Raw genomic sequence first — 26,549 nt, 5'->3', positions numbered from 1 at the left:
GTGCGCATCCAGCCCGCCTTCGAACTCAATCCCGCGCAGCGCAACGATCCGGCCAAGGTCGAGCAGGTCGCGCGGCAGCTGGAGGGGCAGTTCGCGCAGATGCTGGTCAAGAGCATGCGCGATGCCAGTTTCGGCGACGCGCTGTTTCCGGGTGAAAACACCCTGTTCCGCGAGATGTATGACAAGAAGATCGCCGAATCCATGACGCAGGGCCGCGGACTGGGGCTGTCGGCGGTGATCGCGCGCCAGCTTTCCGGCGGCGCGGGAGAGGCCGCTGCGCTGGATGCACGCATCAAGCCGGCCGACGCCAGCCGCGCCTACCAGCTCAACGCACCTGCCGCCCCCCCGGCCGGCATGCCGCTGGATGAGGCGGACAAGGCCATGCGCCTGCTGGAGAAGATCGGCGCGGGCGTGGCGCCGCGCCTGCTGCCGCAGATGGAAGACACGCTGGACATGATCGCCGGGCGTGACAGCGCGGGGCTGCATCCGTCGAGCCATCACCCGGCCATGAACCCGGATGCGGCCGAGCTGTCGGTCGATCCACTCGCCTCGCTCGGCTGGGGAGAAGCCAGCGACCAATGGCCAGCCACCGCGGACAACCGTGGCAGCATGCCTTCGGCCGCCGACGCCGCGGCCAGCCGCACGGCCGTGGCCGAACTCGGCGCGCACACGCCGGCAGGCTTCGTGGCCGGGATCTGGGACCATGCAAAGATCGCGGCGAAGGAGCTCGGCGTGGATGCCCGCGCACTGGTCGCGCAGGCGGCATTGGAGACCGGCTGGGGCCGCCGCCAGATCAAGCATGGCGACGGACGCACCTCCAACAACCTGTTCGGCATCAAGGCGACCGGCTGGAAGGGTGACAGCGCGTCGGTCGGCACGCACGAATACGTGGGCGGCGTACGCCGCAACGAGACCGCCAGCTTCCGCAGCTACGCCTCGCCCGCAGAGAGTTTCGCCGACTACGTTCGGCTGCTGAAGAGCAACCCGCGCTACCAGCAGGCGCTGGCCGCCGGCACCGACGTGCGCGGCTTCGCGCGCGGCCTGCAGCAGGCCGGCTATGCCACCGACCCCTCGTACGCGGCGAAGATCGCGGCCATCGCCGGTGGCCCGACCATCGAGCGCGCGGTCGCGGCGATCGCCTCGGCCGGTGATGCCGCCACGTCCCTGGGACGCACCTTCGCCGGCGCCGCAACCGCGGCGCTGGGCACCATCCGACGTTGAGGACTCCATGACCAGCGTGCTTTCCACCGGTACCAATGCGCTGCTCGCTTTCCAGCGTGCCCTGGCCACGACCAGCCACAACGTGGCCAACATCAACACGCCCGGCTACAGCCGACAGCGCGTGGACTTCGCCACCAGCGACCCCGCGCAGATGGGATTCGGCACCGTGGGCACCGGCACGCGCATCGCCGACATCCGCCGCGTCGCCGACCAGCTGGCGGTGTCCCGGCTGCTCGATGGCAGTGGCGAGCTGGCACGGCTGAAGCAGCTCTCGACCATGGCCGACCGCGTGGACGCGCTGTTCTCCGACACCGCCACCAATGTCGCCGGCGTCTGGTCGAAGTTCTTCGATTCGGTCAGTGGGCAGTCGTCCAATGCCTCGGCCACCGCCGACCGGCAGAACATGCTCGACAGCGCCACCTCGCTGGCCACCCGCTTCACCCAGCTCAACGTACAGCTGGACCGTCTGGGCGAGGAGACCAACAACGGACTGCTCGCCGGCGCGGCGGAAATCAACCGGCTGGCCCAGGAGATCGCGCAGCTCAACAGCGCCGTCGGCGGCAAGGGCGTGAACGCCTCCCCCGACCTGCTGGACCGGCGTGACCAGCTCATCGCCAACCTGGTCGGCTATACCGGCGGCACGGCGATGATCCAGGACGGCAACCTGATGAACGTCTACAGTGCCGGCGGACAAGCGCTGGTGGTCGGCACGACGGCCAGCCGGGTCACCACCACCACCGATCCCTACCAGCCAGAGCGGCTGCAGCTCGCACTGGAATCGCAGGGACGGACGATCACCCTGGAACCGCGTGCGCTGGGCGGCCAGATCGGCGGCCTGCTGGAGTTCCGTGACACGATCCTGACCCCTGCCAAAGCCGAGCTCGGCAAGCTGGCAGTGGGGCTGGCGAGCGAATTCAATGCCGTGCACCGCGCCGGCGTGGATCTGTACGGCCAGCCGGGCGGTGATTTCTTCACCTTCGGCACCCCACGCGTAGGCCCGAACGCAGCCAACACCGGCAGCGCGACCCTGAGCGCGAGCTACGGCGATCTTTCCGCGCTGGACACGCAGAACGTGGTGCTGAAATACGAAGCGGGCGCGTGGAGCGCGCAACGCGCGGATTCCGGGGCCACGGTGCCCATCAGCGGCAGCGGCACCGCCGCCGATCCCCTGCGGATCAATGGCGTGGCGGTGGTGGTGGGCGGCACGCCGGCCAACAACGACCGCTTCCTGCTGCAGCCCACGGCCAGCGTGGCCGGCAGCATCGGCATCGCGATCACCGATCCGTCGCGCATCGCGGCGGCGGCGGCGGTGAAAGCCAGCGCCACACTGGCCAACACCGGCACCGGCAAGCTCAGCGGCATCCAGGTCACCGATGCCAGCAACCCCGCGTTGCGCACACCGGCGACGATCGTGTTCACCTCGCCCACCACGTATACCGTCGACGGCGGTGCCGTACAGACCTACACCCCGGGCCAGACGCTGGCGGCCAATGGCTGGAGCGTGGTCATGGACGGGGCACCGAAAGCCGGCGACAGCTTCGCCATCACGCCGACCGGGGCCGGTTCGTCGGACAACAGCAATGCCCTGCGCCTGGCCAAGGTGGAGGATGTCAAGCTGTTCAATGCCGGCACGGTCACCCTGGGCGGCGCGTTGGGCGGGCTCACCACCCAGGTGGGTGCGGCGGCCCGCGCAGCCGATTACTCGCTGCAGGCGCAGCAGGTCATCACCGACCAGGCGCAGTCGGCACGGGATGCCATCTCCGGCGTGAACCTGGATGAAGAGGCCGCCGACATGCTGCGCCTGCAACAGGCTTACCAGGCCGCCTCGCAGCTGATCTCCACCGCTGACACCATGTTCCAGACCATCCTGGGGGCTGTTTCCCGATGACCGATCGCATTTCCACCTCGCAGATGTACAACCAGTCGGTCTTCCTGATGCTCTCCAAGCAGGCCAAGCTGAGCCATCTGGAGCAGCAGATCGCCACCGGGCGCCGGCTGGTGAGCGCCAAGGACGATCCGGTCGCCTCCGGTGCGGCCGTCGGCCTGGACCGCAGCCTGGCCGCGCTGGACCAGATGAAGCTCAACGGCAGCGCCGTGCAGAACCGGCTGGGCCTGCAGGAAAACACACTGGCACAGGTCAACGACCTGATGGGGCGGGTGAGCGAACTCACCATCCAGGCCAGCAACCCCGCGCTTGGCGCGGCCGACAAGAAAACCCTGGTCGCCGAGATCGAGCAGATCCGCGGCGGCCTGCTGGCGCTGGCCAACAGTACCGATGGCACCGGGCGCTACCTGTTCGGGGGCACCCAGGATTCCGATCCGCCTTTCAGCCAGGTCAACGGCCGTGTGGTGTACGGCGGCGACCAGACCCAGAAGCGGGTGGAGGTCGGGCCGGATACCTACGTGCTCGATGCATTGCCGGGCAGCGAGATCTTCCTGCGCATCCCCACCGGTGACGGACGCGTGGATGCCCGCGCGGACGCCGGCAACACGGGGACGGCCGTGCTGACCCAGGTCAGCCTCGACGGCAGCGGTGCCTGGGACAGCCAGCCGTTCAGTGTGCGCTTCACCGCCGCCAACACCTTCGAGGTGGTCGATGCCACGGGCACGGTCACCTCCACGGGCACGCGCGCGCCTGGCGATGACATCGTGGCGAACGGCGTGCGCCTGACCGTGGAAGGCACGCCCGCCGCAGGGGACAGCCTCCAGGTCGAAGCGGCCGGCAGCCGCGACATTTTCTCCACCATGGACGGATTGATCGCGGCGCTCGGCAGCGAGTCGGGCACCCCCACCCTGCTCGCCGCGCAACAGAACAACCTGCAGGGCGCGCTGCGCGACGTAGCGCGGGCGGCGGAACGGATGATCGATGCGCGCGCCAGCGGCGGCTCGCAGCTCAAGGCGGTGGACGACGCCGCTGCCATGCGCGAGGCCAACACGGTGACGCTGAAGGACACGCTGTCCCAGATGCGCGACCTCGACTACGCCGATGCACTGAGCCAGTACCAGCTGGAACAGACCTCCCTGCAGGCTGCCCAGGCGATCTTCACCCAGATGCAGCAGATGTCCCTGTTCCAGCGCCTGGGCTGAGCCCGCGCCACCTGCCGGTTGCAGAAAGGCCGCGATGCCTGCATCGCGGCCTTTTTCGTGGGTGCGCGCCCGGCTCCGCAAGGCTCGGGCAGGGGCCCGCTAAAGTTCGCCCCGGCGCTGCCGCTAGGCCCCGCCCGGCCCGCCCAACGCGAAAACCGCTGAAAAAACAAGGCTCCGGCACTAAAGGTTGCCGGGCATGCGCCGTTACCTATCTGGCAACAGCGACGTGCACGACCTACAAAAAACAATCAGGCGGCACGGCGTTCACCCACCGGGACCCAATAAGCGGAGACGACCCATGGCACAGGTAATCAACACCAACACGATGTCCTTGAATGCTCAGCGCAACCTGAGCACCAGCGGCGCATCGCTCGCGACCACCATCCAGCGGCTGTCGTCCGGCCTGCGCATCAACAGCGCGAAGGACGATGCGGCCGGCCTGGCGATCAGCGAACGCTTCAGCACCCAGATCCGCGGCCTCGACGTGGCCATCCGCAATGCGAACGATGGCATCTCGCTGGCACAGGTCGCCGAAGGCGCCCTGGGCGAAGTGGGCAACAACCTGCAGCGGGTCCGTGAGCTGGCCGTGCAGTCGTCCAACGCCACCAATTCGCCCAGCGACCGCAAGGCGCTGCAGGCCGAAGTGACCCAGCTGGTCAGTGAAATCGACCGGGTGGCCAAGCAGTCCGACTTCAACGGCACCAAGCTGCTCGATGGCAGCTTCACCAGCCAGTTGTTCCAGGTGGGTGCCAACGCGGGCCAGTCCATCGCCATCGATGGCGTGGTCGATGCCCGTACCAACGCACTGGGCAACACCCAGTTCGCAGCCGCCACCACCGGCACGGCGATCACTGCCTTCGCCGCGCTGGACACGGTGAGCATCAACGGCGTGGCCATCGGCAGCATCGCCGCCGCGGACGACGCGGCTGCCTTCACCACCAATGCGGCCGCGGCCATCAATGCCAAGATCGGCGAGACCGGTGTGTACGCCAAGGTCACCACGCTGGCCGGCGGCGAGCCCGCCCTGGAGCTGGTCTCGGTCAAGGCCGGCAAGGACCTGGTGATCGACGGCGCCGCCGACCTGGGCCTGGCCGACAGCACCGACGCTGCGCCGACGGCCGCCGCCGCCGATGCAACCGCCACCCATGTCGCCGACCTGGACATCACCTCCTACGAAGGCGCGCAGAAGGCGCTGGAGATCGTGGACGCCGCCCTGGAATCGGTCAATGGCGTGCGCGCCGACCTGGGTGCCATCCAGAACCGCTTCACATCGGTGGTGGCCAACCTGCAGACCTCCTCGGAAAACCTGTCCGCTTCGCGCAGCCGCATCCGCGACACCGACTTCGCCAAGGAAACCGCTGAACTGACCCGCACCCAGATCCTGCAGCAGGCCGGTACGGCCATGCTGGCCCAGGCCAACCAGGTTCCCCAGAACGTGCTCAGCCTGTTGCAGCGCTGACATCGAACCGCTCCCGGTGCACGTCGGGCGCGACTGACCTCATTCACGTGCAACTGCTCAAGGACCTCTCCTCATGGCACAAGTCATCAACACCAATACGATGTCGTTGAATGCTCAGCGCAACCTGAGCACCAGCGGCGCGTCCCTGGCCACGACCATCCAGCGCCTGTCCTCCGGTTCGCGCATCAACAGCGCCAAGGACGATGCGGCCGGCCTGGCAATCTCCGAGCGCTTCGGCACCCAGATCCGTGGCACCGACGTGGCCATCCGCAACGCCAACGACGGCATTTCGCTGGCACAGGTGGCCGAAGGTTCGCTGAGCGAAATCGGCAACAATCTCCAGCGCATCCGTGAACTGTCGGTGCAGTCGGCCAACGCCACCAACTCGGCCAGCGACCGCAAGGCCCTGCAGGCCGAAGTGACCCAGCTGGTCAGCGAAATCGACCGCGTGGCCAAGCAGTCCGAGTTCAACGGCACCAAGCTGCTGGACGGCTCGTTCTCCAGCCAGCTGTTCCAGGTCGGCGCCAACGCCGGCCAGGCCATCGCCATCGACAAGGTGGTCGATGCCAAGGCCGAATCGCTGGGTGGCGCGCAGTTCTCCAGCGGCACCGCCACCGCCATCGCCGGCGTCGCCAACACCGATACCGATATCGCCGCGTTCACCATTACCGACAGCAAGGGCGCCACGGTCAGCTTCGATGCGATGACCGTCGCCAGCGTCGGTGACGTGGCGGCCAACACGGCCGCCAACGGCAAGGCAGTGGCCGCGGCCATCAATGCCAAGATCGGCGAGACCGGCGTGTACGCCGAGGCCGCCGACGACGGCGCGCTGACCCTGACCTCGGTCAAGGACAGCGTCAATGCCGATGGCGAGTTCACCGATATCGACAGCACCCTGGCCGGCTTCGCTGCCGCCGATCCGGCGGCCGGCAAGCAGTTCGCCGCCGCCATCGACGTGTCCACGGTCAAGGGTGCCCAGCAGGCCCTGGAAATCGTCGACAAGGCCCTGGGTTCGATCAACAGCACCCGCGCCGATCTCGGTGCCGTGCAGAACCGCTTCACCTCGGTGGTGGCCAACCTGCAGACCTCCTCGGAGAACCTGTCCGCCTCGCGCAGCCGCATCAAGGACACCGATTTCGCCAAGGAAACCGCCGAACTGACCCGCACCCAGATCCTGCAGCAGGCCGGTACGGCCATGCTGGCCCAGGCCAACCAGGTGCCGCAGAACGTGCTCAGCCTGCTGCGCTGATCCCTCGCGCATCCCGTCGACCGCCGCTCCCGGCGGCGGTCGACTGACCCTCCACTTACTGCCACAGGAAAAACGAAATGGCACAAGTCATCAACACCAATACGATGTCGTTGAATGCCCAGCGCAACCTGAGCACCAGCGGCGCGTCCCTGGCCACGACCATCCAGCGCCTGTCCTCCGGTTCGCGCATCAACAGCGCCAAGGACGATGCGGCCGGCCTGGCGATCTCCGAGCGCTTCGGCACCCAGATCCGTGGCACCGACGTGGCCATCCGCAACGCCAACGACGGCATTTCGCTGGCACAGGTGGCCGAAGGTTCGCTGAGCGAAATCGGCAACAATCTCCAGCGCATCCGTGAACTGTCGGTGCAGTCGGCCAACGCCACCAACTCGGCCAGCGACCGCAAGGCCCTGCAGGCCGAAGTGACCCAGCTGGTCAGCGAAATCGACCGCGTGGCCAAGCAGTCCGAGTTCAACGGCACCAAGCTGCTGGACGGCTCGTTCTCCAGCCAGCTGTTCCAGGTCGGTGCCAACGCCGGCCAGGCCATCGCCATCGACAAGGTGGTCGATGCCAAGGCCGAATCGCTGGGTGGCGCGCAGTTTGTCTCGGCCACCGTCGCCGCACCGACCGTGACCGACGGCGCCGCAACGGTTGCAGCCTTCAGCCTGACCAGCGCCTCGGGCACGGTGTCCTTCGAAGGTCTCGACCTGACCGACACCACCACGGCGAAGGCCGGCCAGGCCCTGGCCACGCACATCAATGCGAAGATCGGCGAGACCGGCATCTACGCCGAGGCCGATGCCACCACCGGCGCACTGACCCTGACCTCGGTCAAGGACAGCGTGGACAAGGACGGCACGCTGGTCCAGCTCAGCGGGACCGACATCACCCTGGCCGGCAACACGACCGTGCCGGACAAGCAGTTCTCCGACGCGATCGATGTCTCCACCGTCAAGGGCGCCCAGCAGGCCCTGGAAATCGTCGACAAGGCCCTGGGTGCGATCAACAGCACCCGAGCCGACCTCGGTGCCGTGCAGAACCGCTTCACCTCGGTGGTGGCCAACCTGCAGACCTCCTCGGAGAACCTGTCCGCCTCGCGCAGCCGCATCAAGGACACCGATTTCGCCAAGGAAACCGCCGAACTGACCCGCACCCAGATCCTGCAGCAGGCCGGTACGGCCATGCTGGCCCAGGCCAACCAGGTGCCGCAGAACGTGCTCAGCCTGCTGCGCTGATCCACGCATCGAGGCAGCCTCTGGACTCCCCGCCGCCTGCACTGCCAGGCGGTCGGGAGACCCGGCGGCAACCTGCCCTGCCCAACCGCCCTTCACAGGCGCGGGCCATGCCCAGCCCAGACCCGTCCACGCGGTCCGATCCGGATGGTCATGGCCCGCTCCTGCGGCCTCCACTTGTCAATGCAGTACCTCTTTGCTGCCGCACCGGATGGCTTCGTCTCCCTCCGATTGTCAGCACCCTGATCCCTCCCCTGCATAGGGGGAGGGTTTTTTATGTCCGCGGCTGGCTTCGTCTCCCCGCCTGGACCTCCCTGCAACCCCCATGCCAGAACCGCGGCCGCCCCCACCCCGCCTTTTTCTGGCACGCGTCATGCATGCCCCTCCGGGTTAAAGAAAAACCAGAATCGGCCGTTAGCCTTCTCGTACGCAATCCCGCGTCGGACGTGGCCGGTGCGGACTACAGGGAGACAGCGCGTGGCGGACTTTGGTTACGGTGGCATCGGCTCGGGCCTGGACATCTCCGGCATGGTCAGCCAGCTCGTGGCGGCTGACCGCAAGCCGGCCGACAACGCGCTCAACCTGCAGCAATCACGGGCGAAGATGCAGTTCACTGCGATCAGCACCGTCAAGTCCGCCTTCGATACGCTGAAGACCTCGCTCACCGCACTCAAGGCGGCGACCGCCTTCGATACCCGCACGGTCAGCGTGGTCAAGACGGGCACCGATGACATTCTCACGGCGACCGCCAGCAACGCCGCTGCCAATGGCAGCCACACGATCGTGGTGGAATCGCTGGCCACGGCCAACAAGTGGATCGCCGATTCCTCGGTGGACAAGGCCAAGACCTTCAATGCGGGCACGCTGTCGCTGACCGTCGGCACCGGCGATGCGGCGAAGGTACTCAAGGTCGAGGTCGCGCAGGACGACACGCTCTCCAGCATCCGCACCAAGATCGAAAGCGTGGCGCGCGGCGTCGGCGTGCAGGCCACGCTCATCACCTCCGGCGACCAGCAGTACCTGTCGATCTCGCAGGAAAAGACCGGCACTGCCAACGCGCTCAAGCTCGGCTACGACGGCGCCGATGCGGACCTGAACGCACTTGTGGCGTCGATGAGCGAGCGCACCCCCGCCGCCGATGCCAAGCTCACGGTGGACGGCGTGGCGGTGACCAGCGCCGAGAACAAGGTCAGCACCGTCGTGCCCGGGCTGACGCTCAACCTGACCAAGACCGGCGAAGCCAAGGTCAACATCGCCACCGATATCGCCGCTTCGCGCAAGGTGGTGCAGGACTTCGTCACCGCCTACAACGGTGCGCTCGCGGCCATCAACACGGCCACCAAGTACGACGCCGAAAACCAGTCGCCCTCCGCACTGACCGGCGACGCGCAGATGCGCGGTGCGTCCAGCCAGCTGCGCGGCCTGATGGGCAACGTCCTGAAGGACCTGGCCGCGGTCGGCCTGGATGCCAAGACGCTCGGACTCAACACCCGCGGCTACCCCAACGCCGACGGTACGCTGGTGCTCGACGCGGCCAAGTTCGATGCGGCGATCGCCAGCCAGCCCGATGCGATCCGCAAGGCCTTCACCGGCGAGGCCGGTGCCGCCGGCAAGCTGTTTGGCGCGGTGGAAGGCTACGTCGGCGGCTCGGCCGGCAAGGAGGGTGCTTTCGTGGCCCGCACCAAAAGCATCAACGCGACGCTGAAGAACATCGACACGCGACGCGAGGCGTTGAACGTGCGGATGGAGAACGTCGCCGCCCGCTACAAAGCGCAGTTCCTCGCACTGGACAAGCTGATGGGGGAGATGGGACGGGTCAGCAGTTCACTGTCCCAGCAGCTTTCCCAGTTGGCCGGCTGACGCGGCGGCGTGCGCTCAAGAGCGTGCGCCCTGCGCCGATAACACAGCATCACATATCGCAGGTCGTCGCCCGGTGGGGGCGACCCGCTCAAGGAGATCGTTGCAATGTACGCATCCAGCCGCCAGTTCGCCGAGCAGTACCGACAGGTGGGCGTCCAGGGCGCCGTCGCCGACGCCAGCCCCCACAAGCTGGTGGCCCTGCTGCTGGCCGGCGCGCTGGAGCGCGTGCGGCGGGCCATCGTGCTGCTGGAGCGTGGCGACCAGGCACTGAAGGGCAAGGCCATCGGCGAGGTCTGCGCGATCGTCGGCCACCTCAACGGTTCGCTCGACCATGAGGCCGGCGGTGAGATCGCCGGCAACCTCGCCTCGCTCTACGATTACCTCATGCAGCGCCTGACCGAGGCGAACCTGCACAACGACCCCGCACCCCTGCATGAATGCCTGGAGCTGCTGGGCGCCATCGAATCGGCCTGGAATGCGATTCCCGGCGGGCAGCGCAACGCAGCGGACGCCCTGCGATGACCACCGGGGCCTGCATCGCCCTGCTCCAGTCCGAGCTGCAGGCGCTGGGTGAGGCGATCGAGGAGGAGCGGCTGGACGATGCCGCAAGGCTGATGGCCGCACATGCGGAGCATCTGGCCGCGCTCGACCTGACCACCCTGCAGCCACCGGATGTACGCCAGCTGGAAGCGCTCCTGCAGGGCCAGCTCGCACTGCAGGCGACGATGGGCCAGCGCCGCGATGCCGCCCGGGATGGCATGTTGGGCGAGCGCCGCGCCTACCGCGCTGCCGATGCCTACCTGCTCGCGGAGTCCCTGGCATGAACGATCCCGCCGCCCCCGCCGTGCACCATCCCGCCGAGAGCGAGCTGTTCGATGAGACGCTGGTGTGCGATCTCGCGCTGCCGGCGGAGTTCATCCTCGGCAGCGGCACCGCCGGCGGCGTGCGTGCAGGCATCGCCGAACAGCTGCTGCGCAGCATCGCACTGGTGGAAGACAGCCGCACCGAGGACAAGGACGAGCGCGGCGAAAGCAGCCTGTCGCTGCAGCGCCTGGAAGCCAAGCTTGATCTCGTCCTGACCCTGCTGGGCCGCCTTGCACGTCAGCACGCCGAACCCCTGCCGCTGCGGCCCCTGCGCTGGTCGCGCCGCGGCATCCGCCTGGAACTTGGCCCGCGCAGCGGCGCCAGCCCCGGCGGCCAGGGCAGCGTGCGCCTGCAGCCCAGCGACTGGCTGCCTGACCACGTGGACCTGCCCGTGCAGGTCGTGGCGGAGGCAGCCACCGGCTCCGGTGGGCATTTCCTGTGGTTGCGCTTCCATGGCCTCAGCGACGGCCTGGAAATGGCGCTCGAACGCCATCTCTTCCGCGTGCACCGGCGCCAGGTGGCGGAAACCCGGCGCGGCACGGCCTGACCGCGTCCCGTCGGCTCCGTAGGCGGGAGGTTTCCGCGACGTGCGTCGACGTCTCGATACGTCGCTATTGGCCCAGACGGCCCGCTCCGCTAAGGTGGTGGCATCTTCACATCCGTGACTGCCCGTGCGCGTTCTCATCGTCGACGATCACACCCTCGTCCGGGCCGGGCTCGGCCGGCTGCTGCAGGGGTTCGCCGACGTGCAGGTGGTCGGTGAAGCCAGCAATGCCGAACAGTCCCTGCAGCTCACCCTGCAGCTGTCGCCCGACGTGGTGCTGATGGACCTCTCCCTGCCCGGCCGGACCGGCCTGGAAGCGTTGAGCGACATCCTGGTGCGTGCACCGGGCACCCGCGTGGTGATGATGACCATGCACGACGATGCCGCCCATGTGCGGGATGCGCTGGACCGCGGGGCAGTCGGCTTCCTGGTCAAGGATGCGGCCCCGGCCGAACTGGAACTGGCCCTGCGCGCCGCACACGCCGGGCAGGTCTTCCTGAGCCCCCAGATCTCGGCAAAGATGCTCGCCCCCCTGCTGAGCCGCGAGAAACAGAGCGGCGTGGCCGGCCTGTCGCCGCGGCAGCGCGAGATCCTGCGCCGGATCGGCACCGGCCAGAGCAACAAGGAGATCGCGGCCGATCTCGGCATCAGCGTGAAAACGGTGGAGACCCATCGCGCCCGCATGATGGAAGCCCTGGGGTGCCGGCGCGCCAACGATCTGGTGCTGCTGGCGGCGCGTCATCAGAACGAGCTGGGCTGAGATCGCCTTGGCCGGGGTGTCGGCAGACCGTCACCGGCACCGCATGCCGGGTACGGCTGCCAATCGTCCGGCGGGGGCGGCACGCGCGATCAACGACTTGCCGCAGCAAGGGCGTCGATGTTCCGACGTTATGTCAGGAAACTTCCTACAGCCTGTCGGCAATCCGCCTACCGCCCTCAGGATCGCCCTGATTTCCATGTCAGGCCGCTCCCAGCAAGATGTGTTCCACAACGCTCCGGGGACTCGGCGCGAGGGGATCACGATGAAAGCCACACTGTCCGCCCAGCTCGGCCAACACCTGCACCTCACGCCGCAGCTGCTGCAGTCCATCCGCCTGCTGCAGCTCAACGGGCTGGAGCTGGAGATGGAGATCCAGCGCGCCCTGGACGCCAACCCCCTGCTGGAAATCGAAGACGCGCCGGGCGAAAGCGCCGACAGCGCAACCGCCGATGGCGCGGCGCAGGACACGGCGGCCTTCGACGAGCTGCCCGAGTCGAACCTGTGGGATGTGCCCGGTGCCAGCTGGCAGGACGGCGATGAGGACCGCATGGCGCGGATCGCTGAAGGCCAGTCCACCGATCCGCATGTGCGCGTGCTTCGCGAGCTGGCGCTGGAGCTGGACGAGCGCTCGCTCGCGGTGGCGGCCTTCTGGCTCGAGCATTGCGATGAGGCCGGCTACCTGGATGCGCCCCTGGCCGGGCTGCAGCAACTGGCGTCGGCCCGTCACGACCTGCCCGCTGCGCAGGTCGAAGCGATCCGCCAGCGCCTGCTGCACGGCGAGCCGGCCGGCCTGGCCGCCACCGATCCAGGCGAGTGCCTGCGCGCGCAGTTGGCCGCCCTGCCCGGCCGCGTTCCGGCCCGCCACCTCGCCATGCGCCTACTCGACGCGCCACTGGAACTGCTCGCCACGCACGATTACGCAGGCCTGGCCAGCGCCTGCGATGCCGAGCTCGACGATGTGTGCGAGGCCGTGCGCCTGATCCTTTCACTGCAGCCGCGCCCGGGCGATACGCTGCTGCCGGAACGCAACGCGGTGGTGGTGCCGGACGTGGTGGCGTGGCACGCCGATGGCCAGTGGCGCGTAGCGCTCAACCCCGCCACCAGCCGCCGGGTCAGCATCAACAGCCAGTACGAGCAGGCCCTGACCGAGAGCAGTGAAGCCAGTCCGGCACTGCGCGAGATGCTCGCCGAGGCGCGCTGGCTGACCCGGGGCCTGTCGATGCGTCATGACACCCTGCTGCGCACGGCGCGGGTGATCGTCGAGCGCCAGGCCGCGTTCCTGGTCAAGGGCGAAGAGTCCATGGCCCCGCTGACGCTGAAGGAAGTGGCCGATGCGATCGGCATGCATGAATCCACCATTTCGCGCATCACCACCGGCAAGTACCTGCAGACCCCGCGCGGCACCTTCGAGCTGAAGCGCTTTTTCGCCGTGCGCCTGGAAGGTGCCAGCGTGTCCGGGGCGGCGGTCAAGGCCATGGTGCGGCGCCTGATCGAGTCCGAGCCGGCGGCACGTCCGCTGGCCGATGAAGCCATCGCCGGCCTGCTTGCGCGGCAGGGTGTGAACATCGCCCGCCGTACCGTTGCAAAATACCGCGAACAACTGGACATCGCCCCGGCGCGCGAGCGCCGCCGGCACCAGACCCGGACACCGCTGATGGCCCGCGTGGGCTGAAGGAAGACCGATGACCAAGCTCACCGTCCTGCTGGTTGATGACCACGAAGGATTCATCAACGCGGCCATGCGCCATTTCCGCAAGGTCGACTGGCTGACCGTCGTCGGCAGCGCGGCCAACGGCCTGGAAGCCATCGAACGCTCCGAAGCGCTGCGCCCGCAGGTGGTGCTGATGGACCTGGCCATGCCCGAGATGGGCGGGCTGCAGGCCACCCGCCTGATCAAGACCCAGGACGAGCCGCCCTACATCGTCATCGCCAGCCATTTCGACGACGTCGAGCACCGCGAGCACGCCCTGCGCGCCGGTGCGGACAACTTCGTCAGCAAGCTGTCCTACATCCAGGAGGTCATGCCCATCCTGGAGGGCCTGAAGGGAGCCGCGCCATGAGCGAGTCGCGGATCCTGGTGCTGGACAACGATGCCGTCCGTGCCGAACGTACCGTCGCGCTGCTGGAGTTCATGGATTTCAACCCGCGATGGGTCGCCGACGCGGCCGATTTCTCGCTGGCACGGCAGCGCCAGAACGATTGGATGGCGGTGATCATCGGCGCGCTCGACGACAGTGCCGACAGCCGCGCGGTGTACCAGTGGCTGGGCCAGAGCAGCCTGCCGCCGCCGGTGCTGCTGATCGATGGTGACGCCACCGCCTTCGCCCGCCAGCACGGCTTGCACGAGGCCAACGTGTGGCCGCTGGAGGCGCCGCTGCGGCATGCGCAGATCGAAGGCCTGCTGCGCCGTGCGAGCCTGAAGCGGCTGGACGCCGAACACCAGGCCGGGGCCGGCCAGGACCAGGGCCCGACCGGCCACGGTGCCGCCGTCAGCGCGCTGCGGCGGATGATCGAACAGGTCGCCGCGTTCGATACCACGGTGCTGGTCCTGGGGGAATCGGGAACCGGCAAGGAAGTGGTCTCGCGCAGCATCCACCAGCGCTCGCCGCGCCGCGATGGCCCCTTCGTGGCGATCAACTGCGGCGCCATCCCCGCCGAGCTGCTGGAAAGCGAACTGTTCGGTCACGAAAAAGGTGCGTTCACCGGTGCGCTGAGCGCCCGCAAGGGCCGCTTCGAGATGGCCGAAGGGGGGACCCTCCTCCTCGATGAGATCGGCGACATGAGCCTGCCCATGCAGGTGAAGCTGCTGCGGGTGCTGCAGGAGCGCAGCTTCGAGCGCGTGGGCGGCAACGAGACCATCCGCTGCAACGTGCGCGTGATCGCCGCGACCCACCGCAATCTGGAAGACCGGATCGGCGATGGCAAGTTCCGCGAGGATCTGTTCTACCGCCTCAACGTGTTCCCGATCGAGGTACCGGCCCTGCGCGAGCGCGCCGAGGATCTGCCGTCGCTGGTGGAAACCATCGCCAACCAGCTCGCCCGCACCGGGCGCGGCGAGGTGCGCTTCGCCCCCGAGGCGATGCAGGCGCTGACCGCGTATGCCTGGCCGGGCAACGTGCGTGAACTGACCAATCTGGTGGAGCGCCTGGCGGTGCTGCATCCGGGCGGCACGGTGCGCGTGCAGGACCTGCCGGCCCGTTACCGCGCCGATGTGCCGGTGGCCGCAGCGCCCCCCGCGCCGGCCGCGGCCCCGCCCGTGGCCAGCGGCGAAGACCGTCTGGACCTGCGCAGTTTCTCCTTCCACGCGCCCGCTGCGGAAGGCGCCGGCAGCCCGGCTGACAGCGCGCCGGCGGCCTTGCCGGACGACGGCCTGGACCTGCGCAACCACATGGCCAGCATCGAGCTGCGGCTGATCCACGAGGCGCTTGAACGTACGCAGGGCGTGGTGGCCCATGCCGCGCAGCTGCTCGGCCTGCGCCGCACCACGCTGGTGGAGAAGCTGCGCAAATACGGTATCGAACGCGACCAGACCGAACTGCCGCACTGAGCGCGGCCGCGCGCCGGTGCCACGTCGAGGCCGGCGTGCCGTCCCGGGGGGGGGACGCACGCTGGCCCCGCCAGTTTGCAGGTTTCCTCAAAGCGCGCGGGGACAAAGGGAGGGAGGCTGGGGCTTCCATCCCTGCCCCGGACCGCCGATGCGCACCTTCGCCCTGTCCACGCTCGTCCTGTCCGCCCTCCTCGCGCCGCCGCCGGCGCACGCCGCCCCGCCGGGCTGCAGCCTGCCCGGGCGCCTGGAAGGCCGGCGATTCACCAACCTCACCGACCCGTACTACCGGCCGGACAATCCCAACGCCGGCCACATGGTACGCGTGGACTTCAGCGCCAACCGCTATCTGTTGACGGTCCTGGGCACGCGTCTGCGCGTGCAGGGTACGTACCGGTATGCCCGCCTGGCTCCGAACATCGCGGTGGTGGACATGGAGGAAGCCTTCGAAGGCGGCGACACCCGCTACCAGCTCGTGCTGACCTGCCTGACAGACCATGAAGGACACTTCATCTACACCCAGTCCGACGGCCCGGTGCCCCCGCAGCGGCGGCAGAACAGCGGGCGCTGGACGCTGCAGCCGCGCTGATCCCCCCTGCAGCGCAGCCGGAAACCCGGCGCCAATTTGCCGGCAGGGCTCACCGCCGGGGGAACGCGCGATCCTGCTGCGTCCCCGGCGCGCGGGCCGCGGCGGCGCGCGCCGACTGAACGGCTCAGGCATTTCCGGCACGCACCTTGCAACAGTGTTCGGGCAGTCCCCCTTGTAACCGTTGCCTGGAACCGCGCCCCATGTCCCACTCCGTCACCTCGATCCTTTCGCAGATCCGCAGCTACCAGTCGCAGGTCAGCCCGCCGGTGGCCAGCCCGGTTGCGGAGATGCCCCGTTCCGATGCGATCACGAACCTCGGCAATGGCACCGCAGCGGCCGGGGTGAGCTTCACCGACACCCTGCGCGGCGCGCTGTCATCGGTGAACCAGGCACAGCAGACCTCCGGCACCCTCGCCCGCGACTTTGAACTGGGCGTGCCGGGCGCCGACCTGGCCAAGGTCATGATCGCTTCCCAGCAATCGCAGATCGCCTTCCGCGCCACCGTGGAAGTCCGCAACCGTCTCGTCCAGGCCTACCAGGACGTGATGAACATGCCGCTGTAACCAGGGACTTCGCTGCACATGGCACTGACGCTCACCAAGGACACCCTCAACGCCGAGAAGGCCGGGCAGTGGTTCGACCGCCTGCAGAGCCTGCAGATCGCGCGCCGCCTCGGCCTGATGGCGATGATCGCCGTAGCCGTGGCCGCAGGCCTGGCCGTTTTCTTCTGGTCCCAGAAGCCGGCCATGGTCCCGCTCTACACCGGCCTTGACCAGAAGGCCACCGCCGAAGCCACCGACCTGCTGCGCGCCGCGCAGATCCCCTTCGAGCTCGATGCCGCCACCGGTGGCATCACCGTGCCGGAAAAAAACCTGCACGATGCCCGCCTGAAGCTCGCAGGCTCCGGGCTCACCGACAGCGGCCGGCTCGGCTTCGAGCTGATGGAACGCGACCCGGGGTTCGGCGTCAGCCAGTTCATGGAAGGCGCGCGCTACCAGCATTCGCTGGAAACCGAACTGTCGCGCACCATCAATACGCTGCGCCCGGTGCGTGACTCGCGCGTGCACCTGGCCATTCCCAAGCCGAGCGCCTTCACCCGCCAGCGCGATGTCGCCAGTGCGTCGGTGGTGCTGGAACTGCGCGGCGGCCAGCAGCTCGAACGCGGCCAGGTGGATGCCATCGTGCACATGGTGGCCGCCAGCATTCCCGACCTTGCACCGGAGCGCGTCACCGTGGTCGACCAGAGCGGCCGCATGCTCAGCGTCAGCGACCCGAACAGCGAGGCGGCTATGAATGCGGCCCAGTTCGAGCAGGTGCGTCGCCAGGAAACCTCGTTCAACCAGCGCATCCGCGAGCTGCTCGAGCCCATGACCGGTCCCGGCCGGGTCAATCCGGAAGTCAGCGTGGACATGGATTTCTCCACCACCGAGGAAGCGCGCGAGCTCTACAACGGCGAGCCGGCCAAGGTGCGCAGCGAGCAGACCAGCGAGAACATGAACACCACTGCCGGTCCGCAGGGCGTGCCGGGCGCGGCCAGCAACACCCCGCCGGAGGGCACCGCCGCGCCGGCGCCGGGTGCCGCGACCGCAGCCGCGACGCCGACGGAGACCTCGCGCAATTCCACCCGCAACTACGAGCTGGACCGCACCCTGCAGCACACCCGCCAGCCGGCCGGGCGCATCAAGCGTGTCTCGGTGGCGGTGCTGCTGGACAACGTGCCGCGTCCCGGCGCCAACGGCAAGGTCACCGAGCAGCCGCTGGCGGCCGCTGAACTGACCCGCATCGAAGCGCTGGTGAAGCAGGCGGTCGGCTTCGACGCCGAGCGCGGTGACACCGTTTCAGTGATGAACGCACCCTTCGTGCGCGAGATCACCCCGGTCGAAGGCCCGCAGTGGTGGGAGCTGCCGATCGTGCAGGACGGCGTGCGCTGGCTGCTTGGTGCGATCGTGGTGCTGGCGCTGCTATTCGGCGTGCTGCGTCCGGCCCTGCGCGGGCTCGGGGCGCCGCGTACCGCGCCCGCGCAGCTGCGCCAGGACCCGATGACCGCCGACGTGCAGCTGGTCGATGATGACCTGGACCTCGCCGCGCTCGGCGATGACAGCGTGCGTACCGCACAGGGCGCCACGCTGGCCCTGCCTGTGGATTCCTATGAAGAACGCCTGCGCCTGGCGCGCGAGGCCGTGAAGACCGACTCCAAGCGCGTGGCGCAGGTCGTCAAGGGCTGGGTTGCAAATGACTGATGAAGCGATGAGTGGCGTGCAGCGGGCGGCGATCCTGCTGCTTTCGCTGGGCGAACAGGAAGCGGCCGACGTGCTTCGCCACATGGAACCCAAGGAGGTGCAGAAGATCGGCATCGCCATGGCCACCATGTCCGACATCACCCGCACGCAGGTCGAGCGGGTGATGGACACGTTCAACAACGAACTCAGCTCCAAGACCTCGCTGGGGGTCGGCTCGGACGACTACATCCGCAACATGCTGGTGCAGGCGCTGGGCAGCGAGAAGGCCGGCAACCTGATCGACCGCATCCTGCTTGGCCGCAACACCACCGGCCTGGACGCGCTGAAGTGGATGGACCCGCGGGCGGTGGCCGACCTGGTGCGCAACGAGCATCCGCAGATCATCGCCATCGTGATGGCGCACCTGGAAACCGACCAGGCCGCCGAAGCGCTCAAGCTGCTGCCCGACCGCACCCGCGTGGACGTCCTGCTGCGCATCGCCACGCTCGATGGCATCCCGCCCAACGCGCTCAACGAACTCAACGAGATCATGGAGCGCCAGTTCGCCGGCAACCAGAACCTGAAATCGTCCAACATCGGCGGCGTGCAGTGCGCCGCCAACATCCTCAACTTCATGGACAGCGGACAGGACCAGGCGATCCTCGGCGAGATCGCGCGCGTGGACGCGCCGTTGAGCAACCGCATCCAGGAAATGATGTTCGTGTTCGATGACCTGGTGGACCTGGACGACCGCGAGATGCAGCTGGTGCTGCGCGAGGTCAGCGGCGAGCGCCTGGGCCTGGCCCTGCGCGGTGCCGACATCAAGGTGCGCGACAAGATCACCCGCAACATGTCCCAGCGGGCGGCCGAGATCCTGCTGGAAGACATGGAAGCGCGCGGACCGGTGCGCCTGTCGGACGTGGAAGCGGCGCAGCGCGAGATCCTGGCGATCGTCAAGCGCATGGCTGACGAGGGCACCGTGACCCTGGGCGGCAACGCGGAGGCCATGCTGTGAGCCCCGCCGTGCGCTGGAACGCTCCGGACCTGCTTGCCGAGCCGATGGCCTTCGACCTCGACGAAGGCTTCGACCTCGACCCGGCGACCGCCGGTGATGGCGCGCCCGAACCCGAGCCGCTGCCGCAGCCACCGACACTGGAGGAAATCCAGGCCATCCAGGACGCCGCGCAGAAGGAAGGCTTCGCCGAGGGCCACGCCGAGGGGCTGGCGCAGGGGCAGTCGGAAGTGCGCCGCCTGACCGCCCAGATCGAAGGCATCCTCGACAACTTCAGCCGGCCGCTGGTGCGCCTGGAAAACGAAGCGGTGGCCGCGCTCGGCGAGCTGGCCGTGCGCATCGCCGGGGCCCTGCTGGGCCAGGCGTACACGACCGATCCGGCACTGCTGGCGCAGCTGGTGGACGTGGGCATCGATGCGGTGGGCGGCAGCACCCGCGAGGTGGAGGTGCGCCTGCATCCGGACGACATCACCGCCCTGGCACCGCTGCTTTCCCTGTCGCCGCAGCAGCGCCTGGTAGCCGACAGCGCGCTGAGCCGCGGCGACCTGCGCGTGCACGCCGAAACGGTGCGCATCGATGGCACGCTCGAGGCGCGCCTGCGCGGCGCCTTGGACGCCGTGGTGCGGCAGATCGGAGCAGGCGCATGAGCGTGCTGGATCTGCCCCTGCCACCGGAATGGACCGGAGCGCGCAACCTGCGCCTGGGCGCACGCCTGGATGCCCTGCGCGCCGATACCCAGCACGGCCGCGGCCTGATCCGCGAAGGTGTGCTGCGCCGCGCGGTGGGACTGACCCTGGAAGCGGTGGGCTGCGAAGCCCCCCTGGGCGCCAGCTGCAAGGTCGAAGTCGATGGCGGCTGGGTGGATTCGGAGGTCGTCGGCTTCGCCGGCGAGCGCACCTACCTCATGCCCAGCGCCGAACTGCACGGGCTGCTGCCCAACGCACGCGTGGTGCCGTCGCTGCGCCGCGGCGGCGTCGAGGTCGGCGAGGGCCTGCTGGGACGGGTGATCGACAGCGACGGCGTTCCGCTGGACGGCAAGGGTCCGATCCGCGCCGAAGGCACGGTGGGCATGGCCGGTGTCTCGATCAATCCACTCGCGCGCGAGCCCATCACCATGCCGCTGGACGTGGGCGTGCGCGCGATCAACGCGCTGCTGCCGATCGGCCGCGGCCAGCGCGTGGGCCTGTTCGCCGGCTCCGGCGTAGGCAAGTCCACCCTGCTCGGCATGATGACCCGCTATACCGCCGCCGACGTCATCGTGGTCGGGCTGATCGGCGAGCGTGGCCGCGAAGTCCGCGACTTCGTGGAATCCACCCTGGGCGAGGAAGGCCTGCGCCGCGCGGTGGTGGTGGCCAGCCCGGCCGACCGCCCGCCGCTGGCGCGGCTGCATGGCGCCTACCGCGCCACGGCGATCGCCGAGTGGTTCCGCGACCAGGGCTTGAACGTGCTGCTGCTGATGGATTCGCTGACCCGTTTCGCCCAGGCGCAGCGTGAGATCGGCCTGTCGGTGGGCGAACCGCCGACCACCCGCGGCTACCCGCCTTCGGTGTTCGCCAAGCTGCCGGCGCTGGTCGAACGTGCCGGCAACGGGGCCAAGGGCCGCGGCTCCATCACCGCCTTCTACACCGTGCTGACCGAGGGCGATGATCCGCAGGATCCCATTGCCGACGCAGCGCGGGCGATTCTCGACGGCCATATCCTGCTCTCCCGCCGGGTGGCCGACAGCGGCCTGTACCCGGCGATCGACGTGGAAGCATCGGTCAGCCGCGTGGTCACCGAAATCGCCGACGAACCGTGGCGGCTGCGCATCCGCAAACTCAAGCGGCTGGTCTCGGCGTATTCCTCCAACCGCGATCTCATCGCCATCGGCGCCTATCAGCGGGGCAATGACCCTGCCACCGACGAGGCGCTCGAGCGCTGGCCGGAGATCGTTGAATTCCTCGGCCAGGACGTCGGCAAGGCCGCCGACCTGCCGCACAGCCAGGCCGCGCTCAAGCGCGTCGTCGAACCGGAGAGCCTGACATGATGCAATCCAAGCGTATCGATCCCCTGCTCAAGCGGGCGCAGGAGAAGGAAGACACCGTGGCCCGCGAGCTTGCCGATCGCCAGCGCCTGCTCGAAACCCACCAGGCGCGCCTGGAAGAGCTGCGCCGCTATGCCGACGAATACACCAACCAGCAGATGGCCAACGCCCAGATGGCCGCCACCAGCCCGGCCCAGCTGCTGAACCGCCGCGCCTTCCTCGAGCGGCTGGACAGTGCCGTGGAGCAGCAGCAGAAAACGGTCCAGGGCAACGTGGAGAACGTGGAGGCCGAGCGCGCTCGCCTGCTGCTGGCCAGCCGGGACAAGAAGGTCCTCGAGCAGCTTGCCGCCAGTTACCGCGCCCAGGAGATGCAGGTGGTCGAGCGCCGCAGCCAGCGCGAGATGGACGACCTCGGTGCGCGGCGCGTGCGCCTGCTGCAGGCCGAAGACAGTGACGAGGCTGCGCGGCCGTGAACCCTTCGACCCTGTTCAACGCCGCGTCCGCTGCCGGTCCGGGCGCTGCACGTACACCGGCCTCCGCGGGCGCGCCGGCACGTGACACCGCCGGTGACCGCACGCCCTTCGACCGCCATCTGCAGCAGGACCGTGCCGGCAGGGATGCGACCTCCGCCGCAGCGGCCCGTCGACGCGCGGAACGTCCGGACGCCAACACGCCCAGGACAGGCACCACCGCACCCAGCGACAGCGGGGAGGCGCCACGTCGCCGTGATCGCACGGCCGGCTCCGCGCCCGCCGACGACGCCGAGCCCGCAAGCGCCGCTGCACCGGCCCCGCCCGATCCGCAGACGCAGGATGCCTGGCCGCCGCTGGGCCTGGCCGGACTCGCCCTTTCGCCGGTGACCGTGCCCGGGATCGCCCCACCCGCCGTGGCCAGCGATACGTCCGCAGTGGGCGCCGCGGTCCCGGGCGTTGCCGGCGCGCTGCCTGCCCCGCCCCTCGCCGCAGGTCTGGCGCCGGGCGTGGCCGCGGCCGTTGCCCCCGGCGCGGCGCAGGCGCCGGAGACGGCGCCGGACGGGCTGGAGGACCTCTCCGGGGCCCTCCCGTTCCAGGCCGTGCTGGACACCACGTCCGAGGACAGCGGCGATGCGCAGGATCCCCTTGCCACCCTTTTGCAGCCGGGCGCGCTGCTGCCTGCCACGCGCAGCCCCGCCGAGGCCGCCGCACTGCGCGGCACCGCCCCCACCGCCACCCCGGTGCTGGGACAGGACGGGTTCGACGATGCGATCAGCGCACGTATCGGTTGGCTGGCGGACCAGAAGATCGGTCATGCCCACATCCGGATCAGTCCGGACGACATGGGCACCATCGATGTGCGCCTGCAGATGGACGGCGACCGCATCCATGCCACCTTCGCCAGCCCGCATGTGGATGTGCGGCAGGCGCTGGAAAGCAGCCTGCCGCGGCTGCGCGACCTGCTCGGCGAGCAGGGCTTCCAGCTCGCCCACGCCGATGTGGGCCAGCACGCGGGGGACGGCGGCTCCGAAACGCACCGCGGCGCGCCACCGGCCCCGGGCAGCCGCCAGGACGGTGATGCATCGCGCCTGGAAACCACCGTCACCGCCGCCCAGCTGATCCGCCAGCGCGGCCTGCTGGACACCTACGCCTGAGCGCCAGGCGGCCGCCGCGCCGCCTGGATGCCCATGGCAGCGAGGCCTGCGCCGCGCGCGCCCACTCCGCCCGCCGTCAACAACCCGTCATCCGGCCCGCACCCCACTCCGGCACACCGCTTGCATCTGCCTGCAGGCAACCTCCAGGAGTGTTCCCGTGGCCGCAGCCGCTGACAAGACCAAGAAATCTGCCGACAAGGAAAAAGCCGCCGCACCGCGCAGCCGCCTGCTCGTGTTCGGCCTCATCGCCCTGATCGCTGCCGGCGCCGCCGGCGGCGGCGTGTGGTATTTCACCTCCGCCGGCCATCCGGCCGAAGCCGAGGCCAATGCCGCGCCGGCCAAGAAGGCCCCGCCTGCCCCGGCCCAGTATTTCGCGCTCGAGCCGGCGTTCGTGGTCAACCTCAATGGTTCGATGGACGGTCCGCGCTACCTGCAGGTGGAGATCCAGCTGATGACCCGCGACCCGGCCGCGCTGGAGGCCATCAAGACCCATGCGCCGGCCATCCGTGCGCGGCTGCTGATGCTGCTGTCCCAGGTGACCGCCGAAGAAATCGCCGACCTCGCCGGCAAGCAGAAGCTGCAGGCCGCAGCGCTGGCTGAGGTGCAGAAAGTGCTCGTCACGGAAACCGGCAAGCCCGGCGCCGACGAGCTGCTGTTCACCAGCTTCGTCACCCAGTAAGGCGCGCGACCATGAATGACCTGCTGTCCCAGGACGAGATCGATGCCCTGCTGCATGGCGTCGACAGCGGCGTGGTGGATGTCGAACCCGAATCGGACGACGGGCAGGCCCGCTCCTACGACTTCGCCAGCCAGGACCGCATCATCCGCGGCCGCATGCCGACCCTGGAGATGGTCAACGAGCGTTTCGCGCGGCTGTGGCGGATCGGCCTGTTCAACCTGATCCGCCGTTCGGCCGAGCTGTCCGTGCGCGGCATCGAGCTGGTCAAGTTCAACGATTACATGCACTCGCTGTACGTGCCGACCAACCTCAACCTGATCCGCTTCAAGCCCCTGCGCGGCACCGGCCTGATCGTGTTCGAACCGACCCTGGTGTTTGCCATCGTCGACAATTTCTTCGGCGGCGACGGACGCTACCCGACCCGCATCGAAGGCCGCGAGTTCACCGCCACCGAGATGCGCGTCATCCACCTGCTGCTCAAGCAGACCTTCGCCGACCTGCGCGAAGCCTGGGCGCCGGTGATGGATGTCGAACTGGAATACATCAATTCGGAGATCAACCCGCACTTCGCCAACATCGTCACCCCGCGCGAATACGTGGTGGTGTGCCGGCTGCACGTGGAGCTCGATGGCGGCGGCGGCGATATCCACGTCACCCTGCCCTACTCGATGCTGGAGCCGATCCGCGAACTGCTCGATGCCGGCATCCAGAGCGACCGCAACGACCGCGATGAAAGCTGGGGACAGACCCTGCGTGACCAGCTCAACGTCTCCGAAGTGACCCTCTCCAGCGTGCTGGCGAGCAAGCGCATGACCCTGCGCGAGCTGGCGGCCCTGAAGGTCGGCGACATCCTGCCCATCGACATTCCCAGCCACGTACCGATCTGCGTGGAGAACATTCCGGTGTTCACCGGGCAGTTCGGCATCGCCAACGGCATGAACGCCGTGAAGATCACCGCAACCCATCCGCCCGGTACGCGCCCGCGCGCCCCGGTCAGCCAGGAACTCCCGCAATGAATGACACCGAAACCCAAGAAGCCCTTGCCGCCCAGTTCGAGACGCTGCGCGCCGAAAACCCGCTCGGCAGCGGCAGCAGCGAACTCAACCTCGATGTCATCCTGGACGTGCCGGTCACGTTGTCGCTGGAAGTCGGCCGCGCGCGGCTGCCCATCCGCAGCCTGCTGCAGCTCAACCAGGGCTCGGTGGTGGAACTCGAGCGCGGGGCCGGTGAATCGCTGGACGTGTTCGTCAACGGCACCCTGATCGCCCATGGCGAGGTGGTGACGATCAACGATCGCTTCGGCGTACGCCTGACCGACGTGGTCAGCCCGAGCGAGCGGATCCGGAGACTGCGTTGACCATGGGCCTGCTCATCGCCGCCGGGCAGGCCACCGCACGCGTGGCCGCGCCCGCCGCGCAGCACGCGCCCTCGGCGCCGGGCGTGTTCGGCGCGATCATCGCCCTGCTGGCGGTGCTCGCCCTGGTCCTCGGCCTGGGCTGGCTGCTCAAGCGCATGCCCGGCACCGGCTTCCGGCCGGCAGACGGGTTGAAGGTGGTTGCCAGCGTGGCGGTGGGCGCGAAGGAGCGCGTGGTGGTGCTGGACGTCAACGGCACCCAGCTGCTGCTCGGCGTCACCGCTGGTGGCATCACCGCCCTGCACAGCCTGGAACAGCCGCTGCCGGCACCAGCGCCGGTGAAGTTGCCGGACCTGAAGAACCTGCCCAATTTCGCCCAGCTGCTGCAGCAGCGGCTGCGCAAGGATTCCTGACATGTCGTGCTCCGTACGCCTGCCTGCCGGCCCGTCACCGGTACCGTCCACCGCGCCGCGCACCTGGCTTGCCCGCGTGCTGCTCCTGCTGGTGCTGCTGTGGCCCGCGCTGGCCTTCGCTGCACCTGCCACGCCGCTGCCGGACGTACCGGTGGGTCAGATCGGCAACCAGCCGGTGAGCCTGCCGCTGCAGACCCTGCTGCTGATGACGGCGATCACGCTGATCCCCTCGATGCTGCTGGTGCTGACCGCCTTCACCCGCATCATCGTGGTGCTGGCGCTGCTGCGGCAGGCGCTGGGCACCGGCCAGACGCCCTCCAACCAGGTCATGCTCGGCCTGGCGCTGTTCCTCACCGCGATGGTCATGCTGCCGACGTGGGACAAAGCGTGGAGCGCCGGCATGGCGCCCTACCTGGACGGCAAGATCGATTTCCAGACGGCCTGGCAGCTCACCACCGCACCGCTGCGCGCCTTCATGCTGGCGCAGATCCGCGAGACCGACCTGATGACCTTCGCCGGCATCGCCGGGCATGGCACGTATGCCAGCCCGGATGCGATCCCCTTCCCGGTGCTCGTTGCGTCCTTCGTCACCAGTGAACTGAAGACCGCGTTCGAGATCGGCTTCCTGATCTACATTCCGTTCGTGATCATCGACCTGGTCGTGGCCAGCGTGCTGATGTCCATGGGCATGATGATGCTCTCGCCGATGCTGGTCTCCGCGCCGTTCAAGATCCTGCTGTTCGTGCTGGTCGATGGCTGGGTGCTGACCGTCGGCACGCTGGCGGCCAGCTTCAATCCCGTCTGACGCGTTCC

At 68.7% G+C, this 26,549-nt stretch carries 27 protein-coding genes; all 27 read left to right on the top strand.

Annotated elements, in window-relative coordinates:
* The 27 genes from flgJ (at nt 1) to fliP (ending at nt 26,541) form a co-directional block, all read left to right on the top strand.
* Entirely contained in the window at nt 1-1,221 is a 1,221-nt protein-coding gene (gene flgJ / locus FHY09_RS11625) for a flagellar assembly peptidoglycan hydrolase FlgJ (RefSeq protein ID WP_166927047.1), read from the top strand.
* A gap of 7 nt (nt 1,222-1,228) precedes the next feature.
* Nucleotides 1,229-3,109 (top strand): flagellar hook-associated protein FlgK, encoded by a 1,881-nt coding sequence (gene flgK / locus FHY09_RS11620; protein ID WP_166927046.1) that lies wholly within the window; start codon nt 1,229-1,231, stop codon nt 3,107-3,109.
* Entirely contained in the window at nt 3,106-4,308 is a 1,203-nt protein-coding gene (gene flgL, locus FHY09_RS11615) for a flagellar hook-associated protein FlgL (protein ID WP_166927045.1), read from the top strand. Before flgK ends, flgL begins: the two co-directional genes overlap by 4 nt.
* Before the next feature lie 298 nt (nt 4,309-4,606).
* Entirely contained in the window at nt 4,607-5,767 is a 1,161-nt protein-coding gene (locus tag FHY09_RS11610) for a flagellin (protein WP_166927044.1), read from the top strand.
* A 73-nt stretch (nt 5,768-5,840) separates the two neighbouring features.
* Nucleotides 5,841-7,016, top strand: a complete 1,176-nt coding sequence (locus tag FHY09_RS11605) for a flagellin (RefSeq protein ID WP_166927043.1) — start codon at nt 5,841-5,843, stop codon at nt 7,014-7,016.
* Nucleotides 7,017-7,093: 77 nt separating this feature from the next.
* Complete coding sequence (locus FHY09_RS11600) at nt 7,094-8,251, top strand: flagellin (RefSeq protein ID WP_166927042.1); 1,158 nt, start codon at nt 7,094-7,096, stop codon at nt 8,249-8,251.
* 474 nt (nt 8,252-8,725) lie between these two features.
* The gene (gene fliD, locus FHY09_RS11595) at nt 8,726-10,108 is read left to right on the top strand and encodes a flagellar filament capping protein FliD (RefSeq protein ID WP_166927041.1); all 1,383 of its coding nucleotides are present in this window, start codon (nt 8,726-8,728) and stop codon (nt 10,106-10,108) included.
* Nucleotides 10,109-10,213: 105 nt separating this feature from the next.
* Entirely contained in the window at nt 10,214-10,630 is a 417-nt protein-coding gene (gene fliS, locus FHY09_RS11590) for a flagellar export chaperone FliS (protein ID WP_166927040.1), read from the top strand.
* A complete protein-coding gene (locus FHY09_RS11585; protein WP_166927039.1) occupies nt 10,627-10,932 on the top strand; it encodes a hypothetical protein in 306 nt (101 codons plus the stop codon). The genes fliS and FHY09_RS11585 overlap by 4 nt, the downstream gene beginning before the upstream one ends.
* Nucleotides 10,929-11,519: a PilZ domain-containing protein gene (locus FHY09_RS11580; protein ID WP_166927038.1), complete on the top strand. Its 591-nt coding sequence runs from the start codon at nt 10,929-10,931 to the stop codon at nt 11,517-11,519. The genes FHY09_RS11585 and FHY09_RS11580 overlap by 4 nt, the downstream gene beginning before the upstream one ends.
* Before the next feature lie 124 nt (nt 11,520-11,643).
* Complete coding sequence (locus tag FHY09_RS11575) at nt 11,644-12,276, top strand: response regulator transcription factor (protein WP_166927037.1); 633 nt, start codon at nt 11,644-11,646, stop codon at nt 12,274-12,276.
* A 262-nt stretch (nt 12,277-12,538) separates the two neighbouring features.
* Nucleotides 12,539-13,948 carry an RNA polymerase factor sigma-54 gene (gene rpoN, locus FHY09_RS11570; RefSeq protein WP_166927036.1) on the top strand — a complete coding sequence of 470 codons (1,410 nt, stop codon included), beginning with the start codon at nt 12,539-12,541 and terminating at the stop codon, nt 13,946-13,948.
* 10 nt (nt 13,949-13,958) lie between these two features.
* Nucleotides 13,959-14,336 (top strand): response regulator, encoded by a 378-nt coding sequence (locus tag FHY09_RS11565; protein WP_166927035.1) that lies wholly within the window; start codon nt 13,959-13,961, stop codon nt 14,334-14,336.
* On the top strand, nt 14,333-15,823 hold the full coding sequence (locus FHY09_RS11560; protein ID WP_166927034.1) for a sigma-54-dependent transcriptional regulator: 1,491 nt from the start codon (nt 14,333-14,335) through the stop codon (nt 15,821-15,823). Before FHY09_RS11565 ends, FHY09_RS11560 begins: the two co-directional genes overlap by 4 nt.
* A 148-nt stretch (nt 15,824-15,971) precedes the next feature.
* Nucleotides 15,972-16,409, top strand: a complete 438-nt coding sequence (locus FHY09_RS11555; protein ID WP_166927033.1) for a hypothetical protein — start codon at nt 15,972-15,974, stop codon at nt 16,407-16,409.
* Nucleotides 16,410-16,609: 200 nt separating this feature from the next.
* On the top strand, nt 16,610-16,972 hold the full coding sequence (fliE, locus tag FHY09_RS11550) for a flagellar hook-basal body complex protein FliE (RefSeq protein ID WP_166927032.1): 363 nt from the start codon (nt 16,610-16,612) through the stop codon (nt 16,970-16,972).
* Between the two features lie 18 nt (nt 16,973-16,990).
* Nucleotides 16,991-18,649, top strand: coding sequence for a flagellar basal-body MS-ring/collar protein FliF (gene fliF / locus FHY09_RS11545; protein ID WP_166927031.1), 1,659 nt, complete (start codon nt 16,991-16,993; stop codon nt 18,647-18,649).
* A gap of 7 nt (nt 18,650-18,656) precedes the next feature.
* Nucleotides 18,657-19,643 (top strand): flagellar motor switch protein FliG, encoded by a 987-nt coding sequence (fliG, locus tag FHY09_RS11540; RefSeq protein ID WP_166927212.1) that lies wholly within the window; start codon nt 18,657-18,659, stop codon nt 19,641-19,643.
* Nucleotides 19,640-20,287 (top strand): FliH/SctL family protein, encoded by a 648-nt coding sequence (locus FHY09_RS11535; protein WP_166927030.1) that lies wholly within the window; start codon nt 19,640-19,642, stop codon nt 20,285-20,287. Before fliG ends, FHY09_RS11535 begins: the two co-directional genes overlap by 4 nt.
* On the top strand, nt 20,284-21,666 hold the full coding sequence (locus FHY09_RS11530) for a FliI/YscN family ATPase (RefSeq protein WP_166927029.1): 1,383 nt from the start codon (nt 20,284-20,286) through the stop codon (nt 21,664-21,666). The genes FHY09_RS11535 and FHY09_RS11530 overlap by 4 nt, the downstream gene beginning before the upstream one ends.
* Nucleotides 21,663-22,136 (top strand): flagellar export protein FliJ, encoded by a 474-nt coding sequence (gene fliJ / locus FHY09_RS11525; protein WP_166927028.1) that lies wholly within the window; start codon nt 21,663-21,665, stop codon nt 22,134-22,136. Before FHY09_RS11530 ends, fliJ begins: the two co-directional genes overlap by 4 nt.
* Nucleotides 22,133-23,290, top strand: a complete 1,158-nt coding sequence (locus FHY09_RS11520; RefSeq protein ID WP_166927027.1) for a flagellar hook-length control protein FliK — start codon at nt 22,133-22,135, stop codon at nt 23,288-23,290. The genes fliJ and FHY09_RS11520 overlap by 4 nt, the downstream gene beginning before the upstream one ends.
* Nucleotides 23,291-23,447: 157 nt before the next feature.
* Nucleotides 23,448-23,969, top strand: coding sequence for a flagellar basal body-associated FliL family protein (locus FHY09_RS11515; protein WP_166927026.1), 522 nt, complete (start codon nt 23,448-23,450; stop codon nt 23,967-23,969).
* 11 nt (nt 23,970-23,980) lie between these two features.
* On the top strand, nt 23,981-24,985 hold the full coding sequence (fliM, locus tag FHY09_RS11510) for a flagellar motor switch protein FliM (RefSeq protein WP_166927025.1): 1,005 nt from the start codon (nt 23,981-23,983) through the stop codon (nt 24,983-24,985).
* Complete coding sequence (fliN, locus tag FHY09_RS11505) at nt 24,982-25,326, top strand: flagellar motor switch protein FliN (protein ID WP_166927024.1); 345 nt, start codon at nt 24,982-24,984, stop codon at nt 25,324-25,326. Before fliM ends, fliN begins: the two co-directional genes overlap by 4 nt.
* A gap of 2 nt (nt 25,327-25,328) precedes the next feature.
* The gene (gene fliO, locus FHY09_RS11500) at nt 25,329-25,736 is read left to right on the top strand and encodes a flagellar biosynthetic protein FliO (protein WP_166927211.1); all 408 of its coding nucleotides are present in this window, start codon (nt 25,329-25,331) and stop codon (nt 25,734-25,736) included.
* Between the two features lies 1 nt (nt 25,737).
* Nucleotides 25,738-26,541: a flagellar type III secretion system pore protein FliP gene (fliP, locus tag FHY09_RS11495; RefSeq protein WP_166927023.1), complete on the top strand. Its 804-nt coding sequence runs from the start codon at nt 25,738-25,740 to the stop codon at nt 26,539-26,541.
* Nucleotides 26,542-26,549 lie beyond the last annotated feature (8 nt).

Source organism: Xanthomonas sp. 60 (assembly GCF_011761925.1).
Note: the sequence above shows the minus strand (reverse complement) of the source record. Positions and strands in the feature narration are given on the sequence as shown.